This is a genomic window from Candidatus Enterococcus avicola, from assembly GCF_047470845.1.
GTDB lineage: Bacteria > Bacillota > Bacilli > Lactobacillales > Enterococcaceae > Enterococcus_D > Enterococcus_D casseliflavus.
On record NZ_JBLGTY010000012.1, the window covers coordinates 22,395 to 43,311 of the forward strand.

At 43.1% G+C, this 20,917-nt stretch carries 28 protein-coding genes; 10 read left to right on the forward strand and 18 right to left on the reverse strand.

Features of this window, described 5'->3' with window-relative positions; genetic code table 11:
• Positions 1-2: 2 nt before the first annotated feature.
• Together galE and ACI3E5_RS10910 are read right to left on the reverse strand one after the other, a co-directional pair.
• Positions 3-1,001: a UDP-glucose 4-epimerase GalE gene (gene galE / locus ACI3E5_RS10905; protein ID WP_005229400.1), complete on the reverse strand. Its 999-nt coding sequence runs from the start codon at positions 999-1,001 to the stop codon at positions 3-5.
• Between the two features lie 41 nt (positions 1,002-1,042).
• The gene (locus tag ACI3E5_RS10910; protein ID WP_010749309.1) at positions 1,043-2,200 is read right to left on the reverse strand and encodes a galactokinase; all 1,158 of its coding nucleotides are present in this window, start codon (positions 2,198-2,200) and stop codon (positions 1,043-1,045) included.
• A gap of 150 nt (positions 2,201-2,350) precedes the next feature.
• Between ACI3E5_RS10910 and ACI3E5_RS10915 the strand changes: the two genes are divergently transcribed.
• Positions 2,351-2,518, forward strand: coding sequence for a DUF3042 family protein (locus ACI3E5_RS10915; protein WP_017144401.1), 168 nt, complete (start codon positions 2,351-2,353; stop codon positions 2,516-2,518).
• A 56-nt stretch (positions 2,519-2,574) separates the two neighbouring features.
• Here ACI3E5_RS10915 and ACI3E5_RS10920 read toward each other — a convergent pair whose 3' ends face one another.
• From ACI3E5_RS10920 to ACI3E5_RS10960, 9 genes are all read right to left on the reverse strand, one after another.
• Positions 2,575-2,931 carry a DUF488 domain-containing protein gene (locus tag ACI3E5_RS10920; RefSeq protein WP_016610725.1) on the reverse strand — a complete coding sequence of 119 codons (357 nt, stop codon included), beginning with the start codon at positions 2,929-2,931 and terminating at the stop codon, positions 2,575-2,577.
• 148 nt (positions 2,932-3,079) lie between these two features.
• A complete protein-coding gene (locus tag ACI3E5_RS10925; RefSeq protein ID WP_005229396.1) occupies positions 3,080-3,481 on the reverse strand; it encodes a rhodanese-like domain-containing protein in 402 nt (133 codons plus the stop codon).
• Between the two features lie 83 nt (positions 3,482-3,564).
• The gene (locus ACI3E5_RS10930) at positions 3,565-4,536 is read right to left on the reverse strand and encodes an ROK family glucokinase (RefSeq protein ID WP_325845627.1); all 972 of its coding nucleotides are present in this window, start codon (positions 4,534-4,536) and stop codon (positions 3,565-3,567) included.
• Positions 4,536-4,745 carry a YqgQ family protein gene (locus tag ACI3E5_RS10935; RefSeq protein ID WP_005229394.1) on the reverse strand — a complete coding sequence of 70 codons (210 nt, stop codon included), beginning with the start codon at positions 4,743-4,745 and terminating at the stop codon, positions 4,536-4,538. Before ACI3E5_RS10935 ends, ACI3E5_RS10930 begins: the two co-directional genes overlap by 1 nt.
• A 30-nt stretch (positions 4,746-4,775) precedes the next feature.
• Positions 4,776-5,444 (reverse strand): rhomboid family intramembrane serine protease, encoded by a 669-nt coding sequence (locus ACI3E5_RS10940; RefSeq protein ID WP_005229393.1) that lies wholly within the window; start codon positions 5,442-5,444, stop codon positions 4,776-4,778.
• 12 nt (positions 5,445-5,456) lie between these two features.
• Complete coding sequence (locus tag ACI3E5_RS10945; protein ID WP_325845622.1) at positions 5,457-5,996, reverse strand: 5-formyltetrahydrofolate cyclo-ligase; 540 nt, start codon at positions 5,994-5,996, stop codon at positions 5,457-5,459.
• 90 nt (positions 5,997-6,086) lie between these two features.
• Positions 6,087-7,064, reverse strand: a complete 978-nt coding sequence (locus tag ACI3E5_RS10950; RefSeq protein WP_325845620.1) for a FecCD family ABC transporter permease — start codon at positions 7,062-7,064, stop codon at positions 6,087-6,089.
• Complete coding sequence (locus ACI3E5_RS10955; protein ID WP_159160898.1) at positions 7,064-8,044, reverse strand: FecCD family ABC transporter permease; 981 nt, start codon at positions 8,042-8,044, stop codon at positions 7,064-7,066. The genes ACI3E5_RS10950 and ACI3E5_RS10955 overlap by 1 nt, the downstream gene beginning before the upstream one ends.
• Complete coding sequence (locus ACI3E5_RS10960; protein WP_498821689.1) at positions 8,041-8,832, reverse strand: ABC transporter ATP-binding protein; 792 nt, start codon at positions 8,830-8,832, stop codon at positions 8,041-8,043. Before ACI3E5_RS10960 ends, ACI3E5_RS10955 begins: the two co-directional genes overlap by 4 nt.
• Positions 8,833-9,034: 202 nt before the next feature.
• Here ACI3E5_RS10960 and ACI3E5_RS10965 point away from each other — a divergent pair, with 202 nt between their 5' ends.
• The 8 genes from ACI3E5_RS10965 (at position 9,035) to ACI3E5_RS11000 (ending at position 14,330) form a co-directional block, all read left to right on the forward strand.
• On the forward strand, positions 9,035-9,994 hold the full coding sequence (locus ACI3E5_RS10965; RefSeq protein WP_325845617.1) for an ABC transporter substrate-binding protein: 960 nt from the start codon (positions 9,035-9,037) through the stop codon (positions 9,992-9,994).
• Positions 9,995-10,131: 137 nt separating this feature from the next.
• Positions 10,132-10,281 (forward strand): 50S ribosomal protein L33, encoded by a 150-nt coding sequence (gene rpmG, locus ACI3E5_RS10970; protein ID WP_005229384.1) that lies wholly within the window; start codon positions 10,132-10,134, stop codon positions 10,279-10,281.
• 272 nt (positions 10,282-10,553) lie between these two features.
• Positions 10,554-10,757 carry a hypothetical protein gene (locus tag ACI3E5_RS10975; protein WP_325845616.1) on the forward strand — a complete coding sequence of 68 codons (204 nt, stop codon included), beginning with the start codon at positions 10,554-10,556 and terminating at the stop codon, positions 10,755-10,757.
• A gap of 321 nt (positions 10,758-11,078) precedes the next feature.
• The gene (locus ACI3E5_RS10980; RefSeq protein WP_213356729.1) at positions 11,079-11,330 is read left to right on the forward strand and encodes a hypothetical protein; all 252 of its coding nucleotides are present in this window, start codon (positions 11,079-11,081) and stop codon (positions 11,328-11,330) included.
• Between the two features lie 70 nt (positions 11,331-11,400).
• Positions 11,401-11,811 carry a FosX/FosE/FosI family fosfomycin resistance hydrolase gene (gene fosX, locus ACI3E5_RS10985; RefSeq protein ID WP_213356730.1) on the forward strand — a complete coding sequence of 137 codons (411 nt, stop codon included), beginning with the start codon at positions 11,401-11,403 and terminating at the stop codon, positions 11,809-11,811.
• Positions 11,812-11,875: 64 nt separating this feature from the next.
• Entirely contained in the window at positions 11,876-12,262 is a 387-nt protein-coding gene (locus ACI3E5_RS10990; protein WP_086338038.1) for a VOC family protein, read from the forward strand.
• A gap of 254 nt (positions 12,263-12,516) precedes the next feature.
• Positions 12,517-13,911, forward strand: coding sequence for a Y-family DNA polymerase (locus ACI3E5_RS10995; RefSeq protein WP_015510066.1), 1,395 nt, complete (start codon positions 12,517-12,519; stop codon positions 13,909-13,911).
• A 143-nt stretch (positions 13,912-14,054) separates the two neighbouring features.
• Complete coding sequence (locus ACI3E5_RS11000) at positions 14,055-14,330, forward strand: hypothetical protein (protein WP_005229370.1); 276 nt, start codon at positions 14,055-14,057, stop codon at positions 14,328-14,330.
• Between the two features lie 35 nt (positions 14,331-14,365).
• Here ACI3E5_RS11000 and ACI3E5_RS11005 read toward each other — a convergent pair whose 3' ends face one another.
• The 4 genes from ACI3E5_RS11005 to ACI3E5_RS11020 form a co-directional block, all read right to left on the reverse strand.
• Positions 14,366-14,824, reverse strand: a complete 459-nt coding sequence (locus ACI3E5_RS11005; protein ID WP_005229368.1) for a hypothetical protein — start codon at positions 14,822-14,824, stop codon at positions 14,366-14,368.
• Between the two features lie 67 nt (positions 14,825-14,891).
• On the reverse strand, positions 14,892-15,260 hold the full coding sequence (locus ACI3E5_RS11010) for a thioesterase family protein (protein WP_005229366.1): 369 nt from the start codon (positions 15,258-15,260) through the stop codon (positions 14,892-14,894).
• Between the two features lie 7 nt (positions 15,261-15,267).
• A complete protein-coding gene (locus ACI3E5_RS11015) occupies positions 15,268-16,482 on the reverse strand; it encodes a CCA tRNA nucleotidyltransferase (RefSeq protein ID WP_005229364.1) in 1,215 nt (404 codons plus the stop codon).
• A complete protein-coding gene (locus tag ACI3E5_RS11020) occupies positions 16,469-16,819 on the reverse strand; it encodes a nucleotide pyrophosphohydrolase (protein ID WP_005231912.1) in 351 nt (116 codons plus the stop codon). The genes ACI3E5_RS11015 and ACI3E5_RS11020 overlap by 14 nt, the downstream gene beginning before the upstream one ends.
• A gap of 137 nt (positions 16,820-16,956) precedes the next feature.
• On the opposite strand from ACI3E5_RS11020, the gene ACI3E5_RS11025 reads away from it, so the two are divergent.
• Entirely contained in the window at positions 16,957-17,862 is a 906-nt protein-coding gene (locus ACI3E5_RS11025; protein ID WP_010749295.1) for a YitT family protein, read from the forward strand.
• A 44-nt stretch (positions 17,863-17,906) separates the two neighbouring features.
• Here ACI3E5_RS11025 and ACI3E5_RS11030 read toward each other — a convergent pair whose 3' ends face one another.
• Genes ACI3E5_RS11030 through ACI3E5_RS11040 form a run of 3 tightly spaced genes read right to left on the reverse strand, consistent with a single transcriptional unit; the run spans position 17,907 to position 20,783 of the window.
• Positions 17,907-18,464, reverse strand: coding sequence for a YpiB family protein (locus ACI3E5_RS11030; protein ID WP_005229358.1), 558 nt, complete (start codon positions 18,462-18,464; stop codon positions 17,907-17,909).
• Between the two features lie 9 nt (positions 18,465-18,473).
• A complete protein-coding gene (locus ACI3E5_RS11035; RefSeq protein ID WP_115232576.1) occupies positions 18,474-19,733 on the reverse strand; it encodes a tetratricopeptide repeat protein in 1,260 nt (419 codons plus the stop codon).
• On the reverse strand, positions 19,734-20,783 hold the full coding sequence (locus tag ACI3E5_RS11040; RefSeq protein WP_325845614.1) for a hypothetical protein: 1,050 nt from the start codon (positions 20,781-20,783) through the stop codon (positions 19,734-19,736). It lies immediately after the preceding gene.
• Between the last annotated feature and the right edge of the window lie 134 nt (positions 20,784-20,917).

Genomic DNA, 20,917 nt, shown 5'->3' on the forward strand with positions numbered 1-20,917 from the left:
GGTTATTCCTCCTGCCCTTGATACCCATTTGGATGGCTGACATGCCAATTCCAAGCAGTCTCGATGATTGCTTCGACGTCGGTATAGACTGGTTTCCAGCCTAAAACCTTTCGTGCTTTTTCACTCGATGCCACTAAGGTACTTGGATCACCGGCACGGCGAGGCGCCACTCTGGCTGGGATCTCTTTTTTCGTTACATTGCGAGCAGCTTCCACCATTTCTTTCACAGAGTACCCATGATTGCTGCCTAAATTGAAGACATTGCTCTCATTGCCTTTTTGTAAATATTCTAATGCCAACAGGTGAGCAGCGATCAGATCTTCGACATGAACATAATCGCGGACACAAGTACCATCTGGAGTATCGTAATCCTCCCCAAAAATCGCTACCTCTTTGCGTTGTCCTAAAGCAGCTTGCAAGATGATCGGTACTAAGTGTGTTTCTGGATCATGGTCTTCACCGATCGAAGCATCCGACTTCGCGCCAGCCACATTGAAATAACGCAATGCGACATACTTCATTCCATAAGCTTCATCGCACCAACGCATCATTTTTTCCATGATCAACTTGCTTTCGCCATATGGATTTTTAGGATTTGTTGGGGTTTCTTCCGTGATTGGACTATGGTCAGGTTCCCCATAAGTTGCTGCTGTAGAGGAAAAGACGATATGTTTCACTTGGTGTTCCTTCATCACTTCTAAGAGGACCTGCATCCCATACACATTATTGTTGAAATACTTCAATGGTTTTTCCACAGATTCTCCCACCAAAGAGCTGGCAGCAAAGTGAATCACGCCATCGATCGTTTCTTTTTCAAATACCGATTGTAAAAATGCTTTGTCGCGAATATCTCCTTCATAAAAGGTTGCTGCTGGATGGATCGCTTGGCGATGTCCTGTCAGCAAATTGTCAACGACAACGACTTGTTTTCCTTGTTCGATCAATTGATCGACTGCATGAGAACCGATATAGCCGGCTCCTCCTAATACTAAAATCGCCATATTTTCAGCCTTCTTTCTTCATTCCTTCATCGTTTCTTATTCTACAGTTTTCGTGCACCATCATCAATACTTGCTTGATAAATGTCGGTTGCGTAGCCGATTTCTGCTAAATAGGCTGCTTTGACTGACGCTTCGAAATCAGCCCATTCACTTGCTTTGACCAATGCGATCCCGCAACCGCCAAAGCCCGCACCAGTCATCCGCGCACCTAAAACAGCAGGGTGCGCTTGAGCGGCTGCGACTAGTGTATCTAGTTCATGCCCTGTCACTTCATAATCATCTCGCAAGGAGGCATGGGAGGCATTTAATAACTGGCCGAATTCTTCAAGATCACCAGCAGTCAAAGCAGCTTTTGCTTTCAATGTCCGTTGGTTTTCCGTCACCGCATGTTTCGCCCGTTTGATCAAGCGTGGATCATCGATCAATGCTGTATTTGCAAAAAAGGTTGCTTCGTCTAATGCGCCCAATGAATCAATGGCTAATGATTTTTGCAAACGAGCCAATGCTTCTTCACATTCTGCACGTCGTTCATTGTATTTAGAATCAGCCAATTCGCGTCGCTTATTGGTATTCATGATCGCTACGACATAATCGCCAAATGCCGCTGGTACGACTTCATAATTTAACGTGTTCGTATCTAAAAGCAGTGCATGGTCTTTTTGACCCATTCCGATCGCAAATTGATCCATGATCCCTGAGTTAACGCCAATAAACTCATTTTCGACTTTTTTGCCAATTTTAACTAAGTCCAAGGTCGTCAGGGTTAAATCAAAGAGATCTTTTAGACAAACCCCCGTTAGCAATTCAATCGATGCCGAAGAAGAAAGACCTGCGCCATTCGGAATGTTACCATAAAAAGCGATGTCAAAGCCACGATCGATCACTTGCCCCGCTTCTTTTAGGAAACGAACGACCCCTTTCGGATAGTTTGTCCAATCATCTTCTTTTCGGTAATCCAGCTCATCTAACGAAAAGGAGATCACGCCTTTTTCTGGAAAGTTCTCTGAATAGAGTTGGATCAACTGGTCTTCACGTTTTCGCGCTACTGCATACGTCCCTAATGTGATCGCCGCCGGGAAAACATAACCGCCATTGTAATCCGTGTGTTCACCGATCAAATTGATTCTCCCTGGTGCAAAATACATGCCTGTGCCTTCTGTTCCAAATTTATCAATAAATATCTGTTGCAATTGCTCCATTTCTCTCACTCCCACTTTCTTTTTAGTAAACTTATTGTAAAATATTTACTAAATTATTTCAAGCGTTTTCAATCCCAAAAGTGATTTTTTTTGATATTTTTTCCGTTTTCATTCATAATGAACCTATAACTAAAGGCGAGGTGTTTAATGATGAAACGATTTCTTTCAGGATTTTTAGTAGGAACAGTCGCAACGGTTGCTGCAGCTGCAAGTGTTGTTATGACGGTCAAGAAACAAGTGATTGATCCAATTGATGAACAACAAGCGGATCATGATGAAAAACGGAAACGTGCGATGCGTAAAAGCGTTGCCCGTTAATCATTTGCTACAAAAGAGCCGTCAGCCTTCAATAGGCTGGCGGCTCTTTTAGGTAATCATTCTTCCTTCTCCAGTAAGTCCTGCAAAATCACGGCTTGATTTTGTTCTTCATTTTTCGCTCCGTATAGTAAGGTAACGGTCTCTTGTTCAGCAACCAACGCGTTTAACTGTGCCAGGGCAACTTTTGCGGGCGCTTTCTCTAATTCTTGTAGATAGCGGTCTTTAAACGCATCAAAACGTTCAGGATCATGCCCAAACCATTTGCGCAATTCCGTACTTGGTGCGACTGCTTTGAGCCATAGATCGATCTGAGCTGTTTCCTTTTTCATCCCTCTAGGCCAGATGCGATCCACCAATACCCGATAGCCATCTGTCGTTTCCGCCGCTTCATAAATTCTTTTTCGCTTGATCAACGCACACTCTCCTTATTGATAGACCTAAGTTCAAATAAAGGCAAAAGCCCACAATGTAAATTGAACAATGACTTACTTGAAACACTCCGTTTGGTGTTTCGTCACTCATTCAAATTTGCTTGTGTTCTTTTGCCTTGAGTTCTCTGTTTTATAAACTATTTTTCTTTTTCGTCTTGCCGCTCCAGCCTTCATATCCTTCTTTTAGGATATAGACATTGGTAAAGCCTTCTTTACGTAATTTATTCGCTGCGCGAATACTCAACGATTTACGCGTGTCATATAAGTAGATCGGTTGATCTTTACGAAATGCGCTGAAGGAATTGGTTAAAACAGTAAAAGGAATATTACGCGCCCCTAAAATATGTCCACTGTCAAACTCATTTTTTTCCCGAACATCGATCACTTGGGCTTTCTTCATTCCTGCTTTGAATTCATCTTCTGAGATGATCGTTGCTGAACGGCGTCCCATGATTTGAAAATACGCCCAGTTCAAAGCGATTGCTAAGATGATTAATCCCAAAACCAAGTTTAGCCACATAATTGGTGTCATTTCTTCTATTCCTCTCTATTGTAACAATCATTCTTTTTTTGATTTATGCTGCTTGAATGTATCATTGCCTAGCAGCTTGGCATCTAAGCTTTTGCTGCAAATTGCAAAGCTAATGATGCTGCCCCGATCACACCGGCATCATTCCCAAGTTCTGCCAATTTGATTTCGGTACTTTCCGTTACCTGTGGGAAGGTAAACTGAGCAAAGTAGGCAGCAACCCGTTCACGTAAAAATTCACCGGCTGCTGATACGCCTCCACCTAAAACGATACTTGATGGATTTAATGTGTTTCCTAAATTTCCGCATGCCAACCCAAGGTAGAAGCACACTTTATCAACGACCATCAAGCCAAATGGATCGTTTGCTTGAGCCGCTTCAAAAATATCTTTACTTGAAACATCTTCCCCATTGTCCAGCTGCTGTTTCAATGCCGAATCGCCAGCATATTCTTCTGCCAACTGTCGAGCAACTCGCACAACACCCGTCGCACTAGAAACCGTTTCTAAACAACCACGTTTGCCGCAAGTACATTCAAACCCTTCAGGATCAACAGTGATATGACCGATTTCTCCAGCACAACCAGCAACCCCATGAAGCAATTGCCCTTCCATGATGATACCGCCGCCAACACCTGTACCTAGTGTGATAAAGATGACATCAGGATTGTTATCCCCTGCCCCTTTCCAGCGCTCACCTAAAGCTGCTACATTGGCATCGTTATCGATGGCAAAGGGGATTTTTGTGCCTTTTTCAATCAGTTCTTTGACTGGCTGAAGTGTTTTCCAGTTCAGATTGTAGGCACCGATGACGGTTCCTTTGTCACGATCGACACTTCCTGGTGTCCCCATACCAATACCGATAAATGTTTCTGGCTGTAAGCCATATAATTCTAGGCGATGATTGATCGATGCCACGATTTCTGGCACAATATGTGAGCCTTCATCAAGAATATTGGTGTCAATACTCCATTTTTGCTGAATCTCGCCTTCGCTCGTTAAAATAGCGAATTTCACCGTTGTTCCGCCTAAATCAATTCCGATGATTTTTTTGTCCATCACTTGTTTTCCTCCCGGCTTTCTTCAATTCGATGCTCCCGCGTAAGAATTCGCCGGGCAGTCAGATATACATCCCGATCTATCAAGCGACTGTCATAAAAGTTTTTCAGCTCGATTTGCATCAGTTCTATATCGTAGATCCGCTTGCCGACATATACGTAAACACCAAATTGTTTCAGTAATTGTTGTACGTCATATAACGTTTCCATTTAACCACTTCCTGCTTATTATACAAGTAATTAATATTTTTTAAAACCATATATCACAAAAATAGCCAATAAGAAAACAAAGAGTACGCCAGAGAGGATTCTGGTGTGGATCGAATATTTTCCGTAGTTCTTTGGCAATGCCAAAAGATTCCCTAGTAATAACCCACCGAGGATCCCCCCAATGTGTCCCCACATATCGATCGTTTGATCAAACACACCAAAAACCAGGTTCAATCCAACGAATAGGGCAAATTGCCGTACCATTGCTTGGATGCGGTAATCATTTCTAAAATGCCAACCTAAAATCAAAAATGCCCCGAAAAGTCCGAATAAAGAAGTACTAGCGCCTGCTGATTGAACCCCTATTTGGTTGAAGGCAAAACTCATGGTATTGCCCATGATGCCGCTTAGCAAATACAAGGCAAAAAAACGGCTATGACCATAGATGGCTTCTACTTGCTGCCCCATATAATACAGAATCACAGAATTGATCGCAAAATGAGCCAAACCGAAATGTAGAAAGATCGGGGTAACGAAACGCCAATATTCATTTAAATAAACGACAAACGGACCAAACATCACCCCGCCTGATTGAATAGAGGGACTAAAATAACCTAAGATAAACACAATTGTTTGGATAGCTAAAAACAGATACGTGAAGACCGGCTGATTCAGCCATCTTTTCATTTGAGAATTCATTGACGTGCTCCTTTACGTGCGAATAAGAGAATCCGTATAGATTTTATCGATTGGGATGTCGAATACATCTGGTGTCCATTGATCGTTGAATTGCTCTCCGAAGACCAAAGAAACGGTCTTGCCATCGAAAGCTGACAAGAAACGATCATAATAGCCACCGCCAAAGCCGATGCGATAGCCGTTTTTAGAAAACGCCAAACCGGGAACAATCAGCAAATCCAAGTGATGGGCTTCTTGCTCACTGATCGGCTCTTCAACTCCAAATGCCGACGCTTCATAACGCGTTGTCGGCTCCACATGATAAAACTGCAATTTTTGCTGTTGTGCTTTCGGCACTGCGATTCGTTTGTTTTGTTCAAATCCTTTAGCAAAAATAGCCGCTGTATCAAATTCAAATGGCAACGAACGGATCACACCTACTGACTCAGCTGTTTGCCAAATCTGAGAAGAAAACAGCAACTGCAAAATCAGCGTTTCTTTCTGCTGCTTTTGTTTGATTGGCATTTGTTTTAATGTTTGGATCATGTGCTCTCTAATGACTGGTTTTTCCATTGGATCACTCCTCTCAGAAATAGTACCAAAAACTGTGTCCAAATAGCAAACTAGAATCGCAGATTTCTTGACAAGATCATGACTAGTTGCTCATCCTTCTTTACGTCGGATCAGCAAAAAGACAAAGTACGGTGCCCCCACGATAGAAATGATGATACCAGCTGGGATCTCGCCGCTTGTCAATAGCAAACGACCGATCGTATCACTGACTAAGACTAGCAGACTGCCGATCATTCCCGCTAAGATAAAGGCACTGCGAGATTCTCTGCCGATGAGTCCCTTAGCGATATGAGGCGCCAATAAGCCCACAAAGGCTAAATTACCAGTATAGCCAACCGTACTGGCAGCCAAACCAACCGCGATCACTAAAAACCACGTCCGCAAACGGGTCAAAGAAACCCCTAAGCTAATTGCCTGCTCCTCGCCAAAGCCAAGTAAGTTAAGCCTTGGTACGGTCCAGAAAGCTGCGGTAGACAATACGATGACCCAAGGAAGCAGACTAGTGATTTGCTGCCAAGAAGTTCCCCAAATCGAACCAGAAAGCCACGCTGTTACAAAGCGATAGCGGTCTTTCGATAATTCCACCGTAAAGAGTAAGGTAGCCGCCGCCAGCCCTGCATTGACGGCGATTCCCGCCAGCAGTACTCGCTCCATCGATAACAATTGGCGGTGCTTATAGGCAATCAAATAGACCAGTACAGCAGCTAATAAACCACCGATGATCCCAACGACAGGCAAAAGCTGCGATCCTTGGGTATAAAAACCTAAGTAGATCATCACAAAGAGCCCTGCCCCATTGTTGATTCCTACGATACTTGCATCAGCCAACTCATTTCTCGTTACTCCTTGCAAGACAAACCCAGAAAAACCAAAGGCACCACCAGCGATCAGCGCTAGACAAGCCCGTGGTAGTCGAAACTCAGTAAAAGTCAGTACTTGACTCGAAGATGCCGTTCCTTGAAAGATTGCCCCTAATGCCTGAAAGGATAAAATTGTTTTTCCCACCATGACACTTCCTAAAAAAGCGACCATCAGCAGTAGGAAAAAAACAGAGAGTGTTTTTTTCATCAGCCTTCCCTCCGTATCTTGATCAATAGAAAAGGCACACCAATCAATGCCATCAGTATCCCAAAGGGTGTCTCAAAGGGCGGATTGATCAGGCGGCCAGCCAGATCAGCGGCCATCACCAGTGTTCCCCCTCCAAGAATCGTCAAAGGCAAAATCAGTTGATAGTTTTTGCCCACCATTCCCCGCACGACATGAGGAACCATTAAGCCGACAAAACTGACCGGTCCAACAAGCGAAACCGCCATTCCCGCCAAAACTACGACTAACAGTAAGGCAGATGCCCGAATCAGATGCGGGTGCTTGCCTAATGAAATCACGGTGTCATCTCCTAGCGCTAACAGATTCAACGCTTTTCCTAGACGTAGCACAAAAACGATGGCAATCAGATAGATGGGGCCCACAAAACGCAGTTGCTGCCAAGTCACATTTGCGGCACCACCGATAAACCAAAAGGCTAGCTCTTGATTTAAATCAAATTGCAGTGACAGGGTCTGACTGATGGCTGAGAAAAAAGAACTTAGTGCCACACCAGCCAAAATCAAACCTGTAGGTGACATACCCAATTTGGCATAGCGAGTCAGTAAAAAAAGCAGCGCAGTTGCCACAAAGGCACCCAAAAACGAAAATAGCGCCGCTTGACTCGGTTGAATACTAGGAAATAGGATAAATGCGATCGCTAATCCCATCGCAGCCCCACTGTTGACACCTAAAAGACCGCCATCTGCCAGAGCGTTTTTCGTAATTCCCTGCATGATAGCTCCCGTAACAGCAAAACAACTTCCTACTAGAAAAGCAGCCAACACACGGGGCAATCGGATATTGCGCAAGACTTGATGCAGCTGATTCTCATAGTCAAAAGCAAAAATAGCATGCCAGATCGTTTCAAAGGAAAGGTCTGCAGCGCCTTGGGTGATCGCCAAAAAGAAACAGATAATAAAGCAGCCGCTAAAAAGCAGCAGCAACCAAGAAAACTTTTTCATGCTTGGGCTCCTAACTCATAGGTCAAGACCAATGGCTTTGTGCTATTAGGAAAGGTTCCTAACATGGCGTCGATCTCAAACAAACGCTGCAGCCACTCTTTGGTCAGCACTGTTTCTGGTGTACCAGAGACCAACAGTTCTCCACCTTTTAATGCATAAATATAATCAGAAAAACGAGAGGCATGATTCAGGTCATGAATCGACATAATGATCGTTTTTCCGTAGGTTTTATTGATTTGCTGTAATAAGAGCAAAATTTCTAATTGATACGCTGGATCTAAAAAGGTCGTTGGTTCATCTAAAATCACGATATCCGTATCTTGCGCAAGTGCCATGGCGATCCAAACGCGCTGTTTTTGTCCCCCTGACAGCGTGCTGATCGTTTCATCTGCTAGTGCTGTCAAACCCGTTGCCTGCAAGGACCAGTCGATTGCCGCAAGATCTTGTTCCGATAAACTATTTAGTCCTTTTTGATAGGGAAAACGACCATAAGAAACAATTTCGCGAATCGTCAAGCCAATCGATGAATCGCTAACTTGTGAGAGCAGCGCAATCTTTTTCGCTACTTCTTTGGTTTTGATGTTTTGCAGGTTTTGTGCATCTAAAAGGACCTCACCAGACAATGGCTGTAAAATTCGGGCAAGTGCCTTTAAAAACGTCGATTTCCCACTGCCGTTCGGACCAATCAAGCCGATGATTTTCCCTTCTGGCATCTCAATTGTTAGATTTTGCACAATTTTTTGTTTTTGATAGCCGACACTCAAGTCAACTGTTCGTAATTTCGCCATATTCGTCCCCAAAATAAATGATTGATAATGCTTATCAATTATGAATGTAATCCTACTATTCGTCAATAGTTCTAAAAAAAGGAAATAAAAAAATAAGATTGACAAAGGAGCGTTTCTTCGTGATAATAGCTATCAGCAAATGAGAACTATTCTCAATTAAAACAATAAGTGCTCAACATGTAACAAAGGAGGAAGTGTTTCTATGAAACAATGGTCAAAAAGAAGTACTTGGCTTACCCTGCTAGCTGCCTGCTCCCTTACCCTACTGGGTGCTTGCAGCACGAATAATGACTCAACGGATAGCAGTGGATCAGCCACTACTTCTTCAGAAATAGCAACAACCTTTACCGATGCGATGGGAAATGAAGTCACTGTTCCCGAAAAACCACAGCGGGTGATTGGTAGTTATTTGGAAGATTATTTGGTCGCTTTAGGGGTAACACCGGTTGCTCAATGGACCGTCGGCAATGACAGTGATCAAGCATACTTGCAAGACAAACTGGCGGAGGTTCCAAGGATCAACTACGATCTGCCCTTTGAAGATGTCTTGAGCTTTGAGCCAGACCTGTTGCTGATGGATAGCAATTCCATGGTGGAAGGCGACAAATATGATCAATACAGTAAAATCGCGCCGACCTATGTGGTCACAAATGGCGAAGACGTGACTTGGCGGGAACGTCTGACAGATATCGCAAAGGTGTTACACAAAGAAGAGCAAGCTGCCCAAGTAGAAGCTGATTATGATGAATTAGTCGCTGCTACCAAGGAAACGTACGCTGATCAAATCCAAGGCAAGTCGATCGCTGTATTATGGGTGGTCAATAACTCTGTCTTCATGGTTTCAGAAACAAAATCAAGCGGTCAGCTGCTGTATCACGAACTCGGTTTTAAAGTTCCCTCACTGGTTTCGGAAATCAGTGAAAGTGCCACTGCTGACTGGTCTGCCGTTTCTCTGGAAAAATTAGCAGAATTGGATGCCGATTACTTGATTTTAGTGAATAGTGATAAAGGCGCTGATTTTTTCAGCGAACAAGTCTGGCAAAATCTTGATGCAGTCAAAAACAATCATTTATGGGAATTCGGCCCTGAATCAAGCTGGCTCTACAACGGTCCGATCGCCTACACCAAAATGATCGAAGATATCCAGAGCAAATTGGACTAATGCGTTTCAAGAAATTCGTCAAGTAAAACTACTTAACAAATTTCAGGAAAAAGCTAGCATTCCCTCACGAAACATGCTATTATATTTTAGTCTGAGAGATTTCTTAGAGGATTCTTGTATCGTTAGGGGGGAAAATCATGCGCGTAAACATCACATTAGAGTGCACTTCTTGTAAAGAACGCAACTACTTATCAAACAAAAACAAACGTAACAATCCTGATCGTTTGGAAAAGAAAAAATATTGCCCACGCGAAAGAAAAGTTACTTTACACCGCGAAACAAAATAATGCTATTTAAGAAGTTCGCAAATGCTGATAACCAAGGCGTTTGCGAACTTCTTTTTTTTGTAAAAACTAGCTTTGAGGTGATAGTTTTGAATGGAACTCCCCTTCTATTAGCCCTTGTTCTTTCAAACTTAGATAGTAATTGCATCGTCTCCTTGATTGCTCTTTGTTTTAGCTGCTTCTTGACTTCTCTTCTTTGGACTTTTAGACCATTTCTTTGTAAAGTCACAAAAACAAATTTTAATGTATAATGTATAGAAAAAAGGAGAAATTAAATGTTTAACAAAGAAGAAAAAGAGTTTCGTTGCAACCATTGCAAAAAAGTGATCGGCACAGGGGAAGTCGTTTGGACAAAATGGCCGTTTCCTCCGAAAGCTTCTGCTTACCAACTAAAACCCAGAAAAGAATTAGCACTGATAAACGCACCGATCCTTTGCCTAAATTGCTCAGAAAAGCTTCTCCTGGAACACCTCGAGTAACTATTCTTTTCATCGTTTTATTGTCTCTCTTTGTCCATCATAAAAAAGAGCAGGCAGTAGCCAAATTCACTTAGTGAATGTATTGCTGCTTTTTTTGAATAAGCATCAGGAGAACGCATGAGCAGCAACAAAGATTTCAGGGGCGATTAAGCGGCAGCTTTATTTTCCGAAATTTTTTGCAGTATCTCTCCCGCGATTATGCGCGAGATGATTTTGGCAATAACCACAATATGAAGCCGCTCTCTCCCGTTGCCACCTTTTCTGTATACTTTGATCTCCGATCGACCCTTTCATGCTATACTGCCTATAGGAGGTGAACCCATGCTTGGCAATTTTGCGTATCTACCTAGTAACTATCGTCTGTTTTATGGCGCTTTTCTTTTTGCTCTTATTGGAAATATGCTTTTCATTTTCATCAAACACCCTGCTTGGACCTTTAGCCTACCGACGGTGATTGTCCTCTTCTTAATAAATGTCTTCTTTTGGACAAAATACACGAAGAAACTTATTCCTTGCGCAACAGATGCACTGTTTTATGTTCTGCTCTTCCTCTTGGTATTTAACAATCACTAACATAATGCTTCTTTTGATACTGATTGTTTCTCTTTCCCCTATTTCGTCATAGCAAAGGAGTGTTGATGCGATGGAGATTTCCCATATCACGTTGATCGTACAGAATTTAGCAAAGACGACAACGATGCTGGAAATATTGTTTGATGCAGAGGAAGTTTATGATAGTCAAGATCAGGCCCATTCTTACTTCCCAGAAAAATTCTTTTTGATCGATGGCTTATGGCTTGCCGTTATGGAGGATGCCTCCCAGAAGCTGCCGAAAACGTATAACCATATTGCCTTTAAAATCGATCAAGCTCAAATCGATTCCTTGATTACGCGCATCCAAGGACTAGGATTGAAGATCGAAAAAGATCGTTCCCGCATCAAAGGCGAAGGTGCTTCTATTTATTTTTATGACGATGACAACCATTTGTTTGAATTGCATACTGGTGCGTTGGCTGAACGGTTGCACCATTACCGTCTGACAGAAACGAGGTGATCTTCATTGTTAGCAACTGCATTGACTGTTATGTAAAGAACGCCCACATGAAAGGAAGAAAACAATGAAACTAGATATGGTCGGTATTATCACAAAAAACATGGAACAGGCACTGGCTTTTTATCAAGTACTTGGCTTCACGCCATTAGGTCAGCACTCAGAAGATTATATGGAATTAGCAAACGACGGGGTTCGCATCTCCTTGAATAGCCGCCAGATGGTTGCTGGGATCTACGGACATGCACCAATGACTGTGGGTGATACGATTGAATTAGCCTTTTTATGTGATTCTCCTGAAGAAGTTGATGCCCTTCATGCAAAAGTCGTTGCTGCCGGGTATCAGTCTTTCAAAGAACCTTGGTCTGCCTTTTGGGGGCAACGCTATGCCATTGTCAAAGATATAGACGGCAATCTCTTAAGTTTGTTTGCAACCCTACCTGCCGAAAATTGATTTAAGCTACGACAGTCGGTCCAATGGATCGGCTGTTTTTTTATCCGTTTTTCGGGTAAAAAGACAAAACCCCGTATTTATGTCCAATCGAATTCTGTTAATCTGAAATGAATGTATTCCTTATAAACCAACGTTTCCCATCATTATAAAACAAAAATAACTACTCTATAAAAAAACAAATCCCCCTCATTCGCTCCTGTTCGCTTGACAAAAAAGAACAAACGTTCGTATAATTTCGGTAAGGAGTGATAAAAATGGGTGGTTTTAATTATGCGCTCGAGCCAAAACGCGATATCTTATTTATCGATGTCAAAAGTTTTTATGCTTCTGTCGAATGCATCTCTCGCGGATTAGATCCTATCCAAGCGATGCTGGTCGTCATGTCACATTCTGACAATACTGGTAACGGCTTAGTCTTAGCAGCTTCCCCCAAGGCAAAATCGGTATTGGGGATTTCAAATGTGACTCGCAATGACAACCTGCCGACACATCCCGATTTGTACAAAGCATCGCCGCGTATGAGTTTTTATATCAAAGAAAACACCAAAGTCAATAATGTCTTTCGCAAATATGTTGGACAAGACGACTTGCTGCTCTATTCGATCGACGAAACGATGATGGATCTGACCCGTACACTGGATCTTTTCATTCCCGATAAAACGATCTCTCGCGAAGAAAAACGTTGGTTGATTGCCCAGCAAATTCAAAAAGACATTTACGAAACAACGAAATTGTATGTCACCATCGGCATTGGCGACAATCCATTGTTAGCAAAACTGGCTTTAGATAACGAATCCAAGCACAATCGTTCCTTGATCGCTGAATGGACCTATGACGATGTACCGACAAAAGTTTGGCAGATCGCCCCTATGACAGAGTTCTGGGGGATCGGACGGCGTACAGAAAAGCGACTTCACTTGATGGGGATTGAAACGATCGAGCAACTGGCTCACGCCAGTCCTGATCTTTTACGCAGTCGCATGGGGATCATTGGCGAGCAGCTCTATCATCACGCCCATGGCATTGATCGTACGATTTTATCTGAACCGACACCACAAGTGATGGAAAAAAGCTACGGCAATAGCCAAGTCTTACATCGCAATTATTATTTACAAGAAGAAATCGAGATCGTCATCAAGGAAATGGCGGAGCAAGTTGCCGCTCGGATTCGCCGTCATCATTGTCAGACCGCTTGTATCAATGTTTACATCGGCGTAGCCTTTGGTGAAACTGCCTCTGGTTTTTCCCGACAAATGAAGATCCCGCCAACTGACAATACCCGCAAACTTGTGGCTCATTGCCTGTTTCTCTTTCGAAAATTTTATACGGGGCAAGTCGTTCGCCACATTGGTATTACCTATTCAAAATTGGTTTATACAGAAAATGTCCAGCTGGATCTTTTTGAGCAAGCAGAAGCGCAGTTGCGCCAGCGTAAATTAGATTTGATCATCGATAAGATTCGTGAGAAATATGGCTTCACTTCGATCGTTCATGCCACAAGCCGAATGGAAGGCGCTCGCGCCATTGCTCGCAGCAAATTAGTCGGCGGACATGCCGGTGGTCTAGATGGGATCGCTAATATAGGACCCGTCCATCAGCAAAAGGAAAAAGAACCGTTTGCTGATGGTTCGAAAAATACTGGCACTTGATTCGTTTTTCTTTCCTTTTTGCTGACAAATCTTAAGATAACATTAACAAACGGTCCATTTTTTAAAGATTTATGTAATTTCGATTCGCCCACCTCCCCCTTTGTTCTTTTCTAAGGTACTTTAATAGCAAGGAGTGTGAGCAGATGAAAATTGACAAAATCGAATACAAACGAGTCATCAACGGTGCGGGACACCTTGAGTACGATTTGCTGCAATATTTAGAAAAGAATCGGGCGACTGCTGCACAAAACCTGAAACAGTCTGAGATCGATTACCTTTTAGAAAAAGATATTCAGCATCGTATCATCCAACATGCGCGTAAGAGTTTCTTTGGCGATACGATCGTTTTAAAAGATGAATATGCCGAAGATTATCTTTTATTAAAAAAGTATACGGATATGTTCCAAGAATCATTCTAAAAAAAAACGCAGAACCAGCTGGTTCTGCGTTTTTCTTATTCTTCGAAATGTTCTTTATAAACATCATCGACTGTCTGGTTCGGGTCGATCACGATATAAAGGCTCTTCGTTTTCTCACTGATTTTTGTTGATTGGTATACGTTATCCAATCCTTCCGTATCTTTGTCCTTATATGGGAAATACACAAGATCCGGTGTACCGTTACGGTAAAGAATTTCCATCCGTTCGATATCTTCATATTTCAACGCACGGGCAAACATCCCTAATTCAAGCCCACCTAAGTTGATGTCATGCGTTGCCACATGATCGCCTTCTTGGAAGATTTCAATTTTGAACCCAGCACATGGATGAATCTCAACAAATTCGCTTCCGTGGATGCGGCCAAAACTGGTCGTGATTTGTTTGATCCACAAGTCACCGATGTAACGGCGCTCAATCGTCCATGTTTCTCCATTACGGAAATAAAATTTTAAAGCTTTCATTTCTCTAGCCATGACAAAACGCTCCTTTTTATTAGTAATACACTTTAATTCTAACACATAGTCGCCATCGGGACACAAATTAACTTTGTTTTTCGTTGACTTTTTTCATGAACCGAGAGATTTCCACTGCTGCTCGTTGATGCGTCCCATTGGCAATGATCTGTTGTTTCGCGTCTATTACCTGATAATGAAATTGGAGCCCCTGTTCTTTTTCCCACTGCACAAGAACTGTGATTGTCGCTCCAACTGGTGAAGGCTTCAAATGATTGATCGAAAACTTTGTACCGACGGTAGTAAACCCTTTATCTAAAGTAGGCTCAAGGGCTTCCCAACAGGTGTTTTCCACCATTGCTACCAATCGCGGGGTTGCTAAAACGTCTAATCCTCCAGAACCCAAAACAGCCGCAGTGTCTTGCTGTCCCACGATAAATTCTTTTTTGCTTTCCATTCTTCAGTTATCCCTCCTTTGCTAAATACGCTTGGACAAACGCTAATAGTGCTTCTTTTTCATTAGGGATTTTTCGTGTGATGACTGCAGCTTCGGCAGCGGTCAAGACTTCTTTGAGCCACGGACCAGAAGAACGATCGATCGTTTGCAGTAAATCACGTCCATTGATCGCCAACTCCTTCAGTGAATGGATCGGCAGCTGCTGATAGCGCTGACTGATTTTTGCTGGATCGTTGGGCTGATTGTCATAACGCAATAATCCTTCGGCTAAACAGGTTGCTTCTAGACCGAACTGATACAACACTAGGTCATTCCATTCGCCGTTTCGACGCGCGAGCAGTGCTTGATAAGCCGTGTGTACTTGGCGGATGCAGTCATTGGAACATTTCCAAGCTTTTAAAAAGCTGCGGACTGCCTCTGGCGCTAAACCCATTTGGTCAATGAGCAAAACCCAGGCCGCCGTTTCGTTTTCTAATGGGATCGCTGGCAGGTCTGCCATCCGCAGTAACGCCTCACCGTATTCCCGCAAGCCTGGGCAATAGATATAGCATTCGGTTTCTACTAGCGCCCGTAGTGCTTGGTTCCGATGATTGCCTAACAGCAATTTCACGAATTCAATCATGATCCGTTCAACAGAGATTTTTCCCAACAAGGCATGATTCGCATGGATAGCAGCCAATGTTTCTGTTTCTAAAACAAAGCCCAATTGACTGACAAAACGCAGCCCCCGCATCATTCGTAGGGCGTCCTCATGGAAACGTTCCTGGGGGTGACCCACTGCTCGTAAAATCTGATTATCGATATCTGCCAGACCATCGAAAAGATCAATGATGACACCATCTTCTTGAAGTGCCAACGCATTGATGGTAAAGTCCCGCCGTTTTAGATCTTCTTTCAGGGAACGGACAAAATCCACTTTGTCGGGTCTGCGGTAATCTTGATAGGCTGCTTCCGTTCGAAACGTAGTGATCTCATACTGCGCCTGCTCCCACAAAACCAACACCGTCCCATGCTCGATGCCAATGTCAATGGTTCGAGGAAAAAGCGCCTTGATTTCGGCTGGAAATGCACTGGTAGCAATATCGACATCATGAATCGGCTGGCCTAAGATCGTGTCTCGCACGCTGCCACCGACAAAGTATGCTTCATAGCCTGCGGCTTCGATTTTTTTTAAAAGCGGTGCAGCTTCTGCAAATTCTTTTGGTAGTTTAGTCAGTTTCATTTACTTTCCCATCTTTTCTTTCAAAACGATACGCATCCCGCTGATTGAATTTTGCCATATTTTCCTCAAACACTTCAGTCAGGTCGATGTCTAGTGAATTGGCCATGATCATCGTCACAAAGAGTACATCACCGAGTTCTTCTGCCACTGTTTTTTCAACTTCATCGCTTTTTTTATTTTTTTCCCCGTAATAGTGATTCACTTCTCGCGCCAATTCGCCGACTTCTTCGGTCAAACGAGCCATTTGGGCGAGGGGGCTGAAATAGCCAGTTTTGAATTGCTGAATATACGCATCGACTTCTTCTTGCATCGATGCCAAAGAACGTTTTTCTGTCATTTTCTCCACCCTTTCTCGTTTATCTTACCAAAAGAATGGCTGCCTGCCTAGATAGAGCCCCCTTCAGGATTTGTTGTGCATTCAATGATTTCGTGCTACATTGATACTTGTGGAAGTTGAATAACGGAGGAAACAGGATGCGGGCATTTTTTTCATGGCGAACGATTCGCGATATTGTTTTGATTATTTTTGGTACAAGTATCTATGGCTTCGGTCTAGTCTATCTAAATATCCCAAATGACTTAGCAGAAGGCGGTGTGACGGGGATCACCTTGATCCTGCGAGCCTTATGGGGAATCAATCCTGCCATCAGTACACTGATCTTAAATATTCCGATCATTTTGATCGGTGGCAAAATTCTTGGTCGACGCTCATTAGTGTATACGATTTTAGGAACTTTTGGTTTGTCTTTTTGGTTGGCATTTTGGCAGAGTGTTCCCCTGTTGATCGATCTGCAGCACGATCTGCTGATCGTTGCGCTCTTGGCTGGTTTGATTGCAGGGATCGGTAGTGGGATCGTCTACAAGGTCGGGGGAACGACTGGCGGAGTCGATGTATTGGCACGTATTTTAGAGAAAAACTTTGGAGTGACGATCGGTCGTTCGCTTTTGATCTTTGATGTGTTCGTCCTGTTGCTTTCTTTGACTTATATAGATTTGAACCGCATGATGTATACCTTGATTTTTTCTTATGTCTTCACGCGCGTGATCGATTCGATCCTAGATGGCGGCTATTCAGCCAAAGGGATCTTAGTGATCAGCAATCACAGCGAAGAGATGGCTCCTGTTTTAATGGATGAATTAGAACGAGGCGTCACGTTTTTACAGGGCGAAGGGGCTTACTCAAGAGTGTCGAAACAAATCATTTATATGGTGGTCAGCGGGCGGGAGATTTCTGAAGTCAAGCGCATCGTTCATGACTTTGATCCGCAAGCGTTTGTTTCTGTCATTAATGTCCATGAAGTCGAAGGTGAAGGCTTTACCTACTTAAGACCTAAGTCGCGGTTCTTACAGCGCAAAACCGCTGTTTCTAAAACAAAATAGAGACTGAAAAAAGCAGCCCCGGTTAAAGGGCTGCTTTTTGCTTGTTACCGGCTTTCTTCTTTTTGCTGGAGCAAGTGTCGATTTACTTCATCCGAAAGTTCTAAGAAGGCATCACGATCCCCATTTTCCAAGGCTAGATCGATTTGCCGATACAAGGTATCGATTTTGGTTTTTGTTTCTTCTTTTTCAAGATACTGGGTAACATGTTGGGTCATTTCTTGATCCAAGTGGTCGTTCCAACGTTCATAAGGATTGTCTTCTAAAACTGCTAAATAAAAGGATTGCGACCAAGAATCTGGGAAGAGACATTCAAGATACAAGGGTTGTTTCCAATTCATGCGAATCTCATGAAAAATCTGATCAATGTCATAAAAGGTCTGCCCTTCGATGCTCAAGACAAACGGTTCGCCCCCAATTTCTGTACTGCGGACACTCAAGCCCCGTTTGGCTGCGGCTGCCCCTTCTACAAAATGAACATTGGTCAAGATCGCTTCATGGTTCGCCAGATAGTTTAACACCCAAGAGACTTCTCGGCGGCTGAAGGAAACGGTCGAAACTAACCAATTAAGAAACTTTTTCTTTTCTTGTACATTGATGTTCATTTCTCTCACCTATCTTTCTAATAAGTCCTCCACGATCGACTGTACTTCTAAATCACCTGGCTCATGCGCCAAATAATGTTGCAGCAAATGAAGTGCTTCAGGTAAACGCCCTTCTTCACGTAAGAAAATGCCATATTCTTTCATAAATGCTGGCTCATGATGCAAATCAGCATTGGCTTCTTCGTAATAGTTTGCTGCTTTGTCAAAATCTTCCAGCGCATTATACGCTTGCGCCAAATTCCAAAGGGCATGCGGCTGTTCATCGTCTTCCATTCGTTCGATGGTCAAGATCGCTTCTTGCCAACGCTCTTCATTCAAGTATAAATTACTTAAGGTCAGTAACGTATCATCTTCTTTGTCACCAGTCTCCAATGCTTTTAGTAAAAATGATTCTGCTGCTTCACTGTCATGAAGTCGGTAAGCATTCTCGGCAGCAAAATGATAGAAATCCACTTGATATGGATCTTCATGAATCCCTTCTTCGATCACACGCTGCGCTTCTTCCAGCTGCTCTTCTTCTTGCAATGCTTCTGCAAGATAAAGATACAAGGCACGGTATTGCGGATTCATGACCCGCAACTGCTGCAAGTAGCGAATCGCTTGTTCATTTTCTTTTAGCTGCAAATAGACTAAAGCTGTTTGAAAAAGACGCTCATCGGTCTGTTCGTCTTCTAGGCTTGCTTCAAAATATTCCAATGCCTCTTCAAACTTGCCCGCCATACTCAATGATGTACCAGTCCGTTCAACGATCGAGATCCCCGAAATATCCGTGATTTCTTCTTCCAGCAATCCTTGATAAAGGTCAACGGCTTCTTGATAGCGATCAGTCGAAAAGGCTAACTCAGCTAAGGCAAACCGTATCAAAGGTTCATCTGGCACAATGCTTTGCGCTTCTTTTAGTTTGGCTTCACTAACTTCAGGGATACCGATCAATTGGTAAAGATCCGCACTCAATAGCAAGGCTTGCAAATACGCTTCACTGGTCGGTGGTATTTGATCAATATAGGCAAAAGCCGTTTCGATCTGGTCTTCTTCCATCGCAATTTCTGCTAAAGGAAGCAGCAAAGCTTCATTATCAGGATGTCGTTGCTGCAAGGTTTCAAATAACGTTTTCGCCTCTTCCAAAAAGCCGATCTGCAATAGTTCATCACCTAAAGCGCCTAATGTCTCATCATCATCTTTTTGCAGAGCTTCGGTAAAATTTAATTGTGCTTCAGCCAGTTCTTCCGCGGCTAATGCTTTTAACATTTTTTCACTATATGTTTCCATTTAAACCCCTCGAATCTCATTGATTAATCGCTGATAAGTCTCCATCGTCTGGACGAGATCTTTTTCCTCGATTTTTGTTCTGCCCCCTATTGTACCAACTTTTGCCAAAAATAACAGTTTTTTTTCTTTTTGCTGCAATTCCAGTACATGACTGAAATATTCGCTTAATGAAAAAGACTCGGGCAATTCGATAGGAAACCCCAATCGGGCAAGCCATTGGCAGAACACGGGCAGATCGACAGTCAATTGCTGCTGCTGGACGGTCCACATAAAATGAAACAAAAAGCCAAAGAATAATTTCATCGCATCAGACAGCAAGTGCCCATTTTCCGTTCGATAAGCAGCATCAGCAAAGAGTTGGCCAAACTCCTCCAATTCACTGCCTGATTGCTGGTATAGTTGGATCAACCGATCGGTATACGCAGCCAACGAATGTCTCATCAACGCCTGATGACTGGGATAGGTTCGATAAAGCTCTTTTAAAAACTCACTATCGGCAAGCACGCCACAACGAATCAGAGTCAAAAAATCGACCAATTTCCCATCGATCTGTTTTTCTGCGATCGTCTGATCGTAAATAACAAATTCGGGTGTATTAGGATTTTCCAGCATCGGGATATCTGGCTTTTTCACAACGATCGCTGTTTCTTTCACACTTTTAGCTAAGGCCCGCAAGGAAACGGGAATCAGCCAAAGCTGTGTCGTCAGAACCGACGTCGCGTGGATAAAACTGCTCAATGCCAACACGCCTTCATTGCCAAAACCGACGATCAACAGCGGCTCTTGTTTTGAAAAGCGACCGAAGAAATCCATTGCAGCTTTAAACTCGCTAAAGTTGTTGCAATACATTTGATTGGTACAAATATACCAATTGACCTCTCGTGGCAAAAACAGGCGGGTCAATTTTTCTGAAAAGCGGTCATAATAGCGCTGATTCGTCAAAATGGTCACCTGCTGCGGCTCGATCGACTGTTCTCTCATGACCGATGCTAGTGTTTCACCATAAGAAATTTGGGTTTCTTGTTCATTTCGGAAAAAAACAGCTTCCATCGGCTCACTCCTTTGCTACTACTTCCTATTATAACAAGAAGCCGCTTAAACACCTACTAAATCGCTAATGATTAGGAAGTATTTTCCTGTGATTGGTTCAACGATCCGATAAAAAGCAAAAAACATGATTTCCT

Bases quoted from the DNA above. Each gene is read 5' to 3' on its own strand.
- ACI3E5_RS11005 (WP_005229368.1), bottom strand. From the start codon at position 14,824: ATGGCTAGAGAAATGAAAGCTTTAAAATTTTATTTCCGTAATGGAGAA.
- ACI3E5_RS11000 (WP_005229370.1), top strand. From the start codon at position 14,055: ATGAAAATTGACAAAATCGAATACAAACGAGTCATCAACGGTGCGGGA.
- ACI3E5_RS10975 (WP_325845616.1), top strand. From the start codon at position 10,554: ATGTTTAACAAAGAAGAAAAAGAGTTTCGTTGCAACCATTGCAAAAAA.
- ACI3E5_RS11010 (WP_005229366.1), bottom strand. From the start codon at position 15,260: ATGGAAAGCAAAAAAGAATTTATCGTGGGACAGCAAGACACTGCGGCT.
- ACI3E5_RS10960 (WP_498821689.1), bottom strand. From the start codon at position 8,832: ATGGCGAAATTACGAACAGTTGACTTGAGTGTCGGCTATCAAAAACAA.
- ACI3E5_RS10935 (WP_005229394.1), bottom strand. From the start codon at position 4,745: ATGGAAACGTTATATGACGTACAACAATTACTGAAACAATTTGGTGTT.
- ACI3E5_RS11035 (WP_115232576.1), bottom strand. From the start codon at position 19,733: ATGGAAACATATAGTGAAAAAATGTTAAAAGCATTAGCCGCGGAAGAA.
- fosX (WP_213356730.1), top strand. From the start codon at position 11,401: ATGGAGATTTCCCATATCACGTTGATCGTACAGAATTTAGCAAAGACG.
- ACI3E5_RS10925 (WP_005229396.1), bottom strand. From the start codon at position 3,481: ATGACACCAATTATGTGGCTAAACTTGGTTTTGGGATTAATCATCTTA.
- ACI3E5_RS11040 (WP_325845614.1), bottom strand. From the start codon at position 20,783: ATGGAAGCTGTTTTTTTCCGAAATGAACAAGAAACCCAAATTTCTTAT.
- ACI3E5_RS10910 (WP_010749309.1), bottom strand. From the start codon at position 2,200: ATGGAGCAATTGCAACAGATATTTATTGATAAATTTGGAACAGAAGGC.
- ACI3E5_RS11030 (WP_005229358.1), bottom strand. From the start codon at position 18,464: ATGAACATCAATGTACAAGAAAAGAAAAAGTTTCTTAATTGGTTAGTT.
- ACI3E5_RS10955 (WP_159160898.1), bottom strand. From the start codon at position 8,044: ATGAAAAAGTTTTCTTGGTTGCTGCTGCTTTTTAGCGGCTGCTTTATT.
- ACI3E5_RS10940 (WP_005229393.1), bottom strand. From the start codon at position 5,444: ATGAATTCTCAAATGAAAAGATGGCTGAATCAGCCGGTCTTCACGTAT.
- ACI3E5_RS10930 (WP_325845627.1), bottom strand. From the start codon at position 4,536: ATGGACAAAAAAATCATCGGAATTGATTTAGGCGGAACAACGGTGAAA.
- ACI3E5_RS11025 (WP_010749295.1), top strand. From the start codon at position 16,957: ATGCGGGCATTTTTTTCATGGCGAACGATTCGCGATATTGTTTTGATT.
- ACI3E5_RS10945 (WP_325845622.1), bottom strand. From the start codon at position 5,996: ATGGAAAAACCAGTCATTAGAGAGCACATGATCCAAACATTAAAACAA.
- ACI3E5_RS10995 (WP_015510066.1), top strand. From the start codon at position 12,517: ATGGGTGGTTTTAATTATGCGCTCGAGCCAAAACGCGATATCTTATTT.
- galE (WP_005229400.1), bottom strand. From the start codon at position 1,001: ATGGCGATTTTAGTATTAGGAGGAGCCGGCTATATCGGTTCTCATGCA.
- ACI3E5_RS11015 (WP_005229364.1), bottom strand. From the start codon at position 16,482: ATGAAACTGACTAAACTACCAAAAGAATTTGCAGAAGCTGCACCGCTT.
- ACI3E5_RS10990 (WP_086338038.1), top strand. From the start codon at position 11,876: ATGAAACTAGATATGGTCGGTATTATCACAAAAAACATGGAACAGGCA.
- ACI3E5_RS11020 (WP_005231912.1), bottom strand. From the start codon at position 16,819: ATGACAGAAAAACGTTCTTTGGCATCGATGCAAGAAGAAGTCGATGCG.
- ACI3E5_RS10965 (WP_325845617.1), top strand. From the start codon at position 9,035: ATGAAACAATGGTCAAAAAGAAGTACTTGGCTTACCCTGCTAGCTGCC.
- ACI3E5_RS10915 (WP_017144401.1), top strand. From the start codon at position 2,351: ATGAAACGATTTCTTTCAGGATTTTTAGTAGGAACAGTCGCAACGGTT.
- rpmG (WP_005229384.1), top strand. From the start codon at position 10,132: ATGCGCGTAAACATCACATTAGAGTGCACTTCTTGTAAAGAACGCAAC.
- ACI3E5_RS10980 (WP_213356729.1), top strand. From the start codon at position 11,079: ATGCTTGGCAATTTTGCGTATCTACCTAGTAACTATCGTCTGTTTTAT.
- ACI3E5_RS10950 (WP_325845620.1), bottom strand. From the start codon at position 7,064: ATGAAAAAAACACTCTCTGTTTTTTTCCTACTGCTGATGGTCGCTTTT.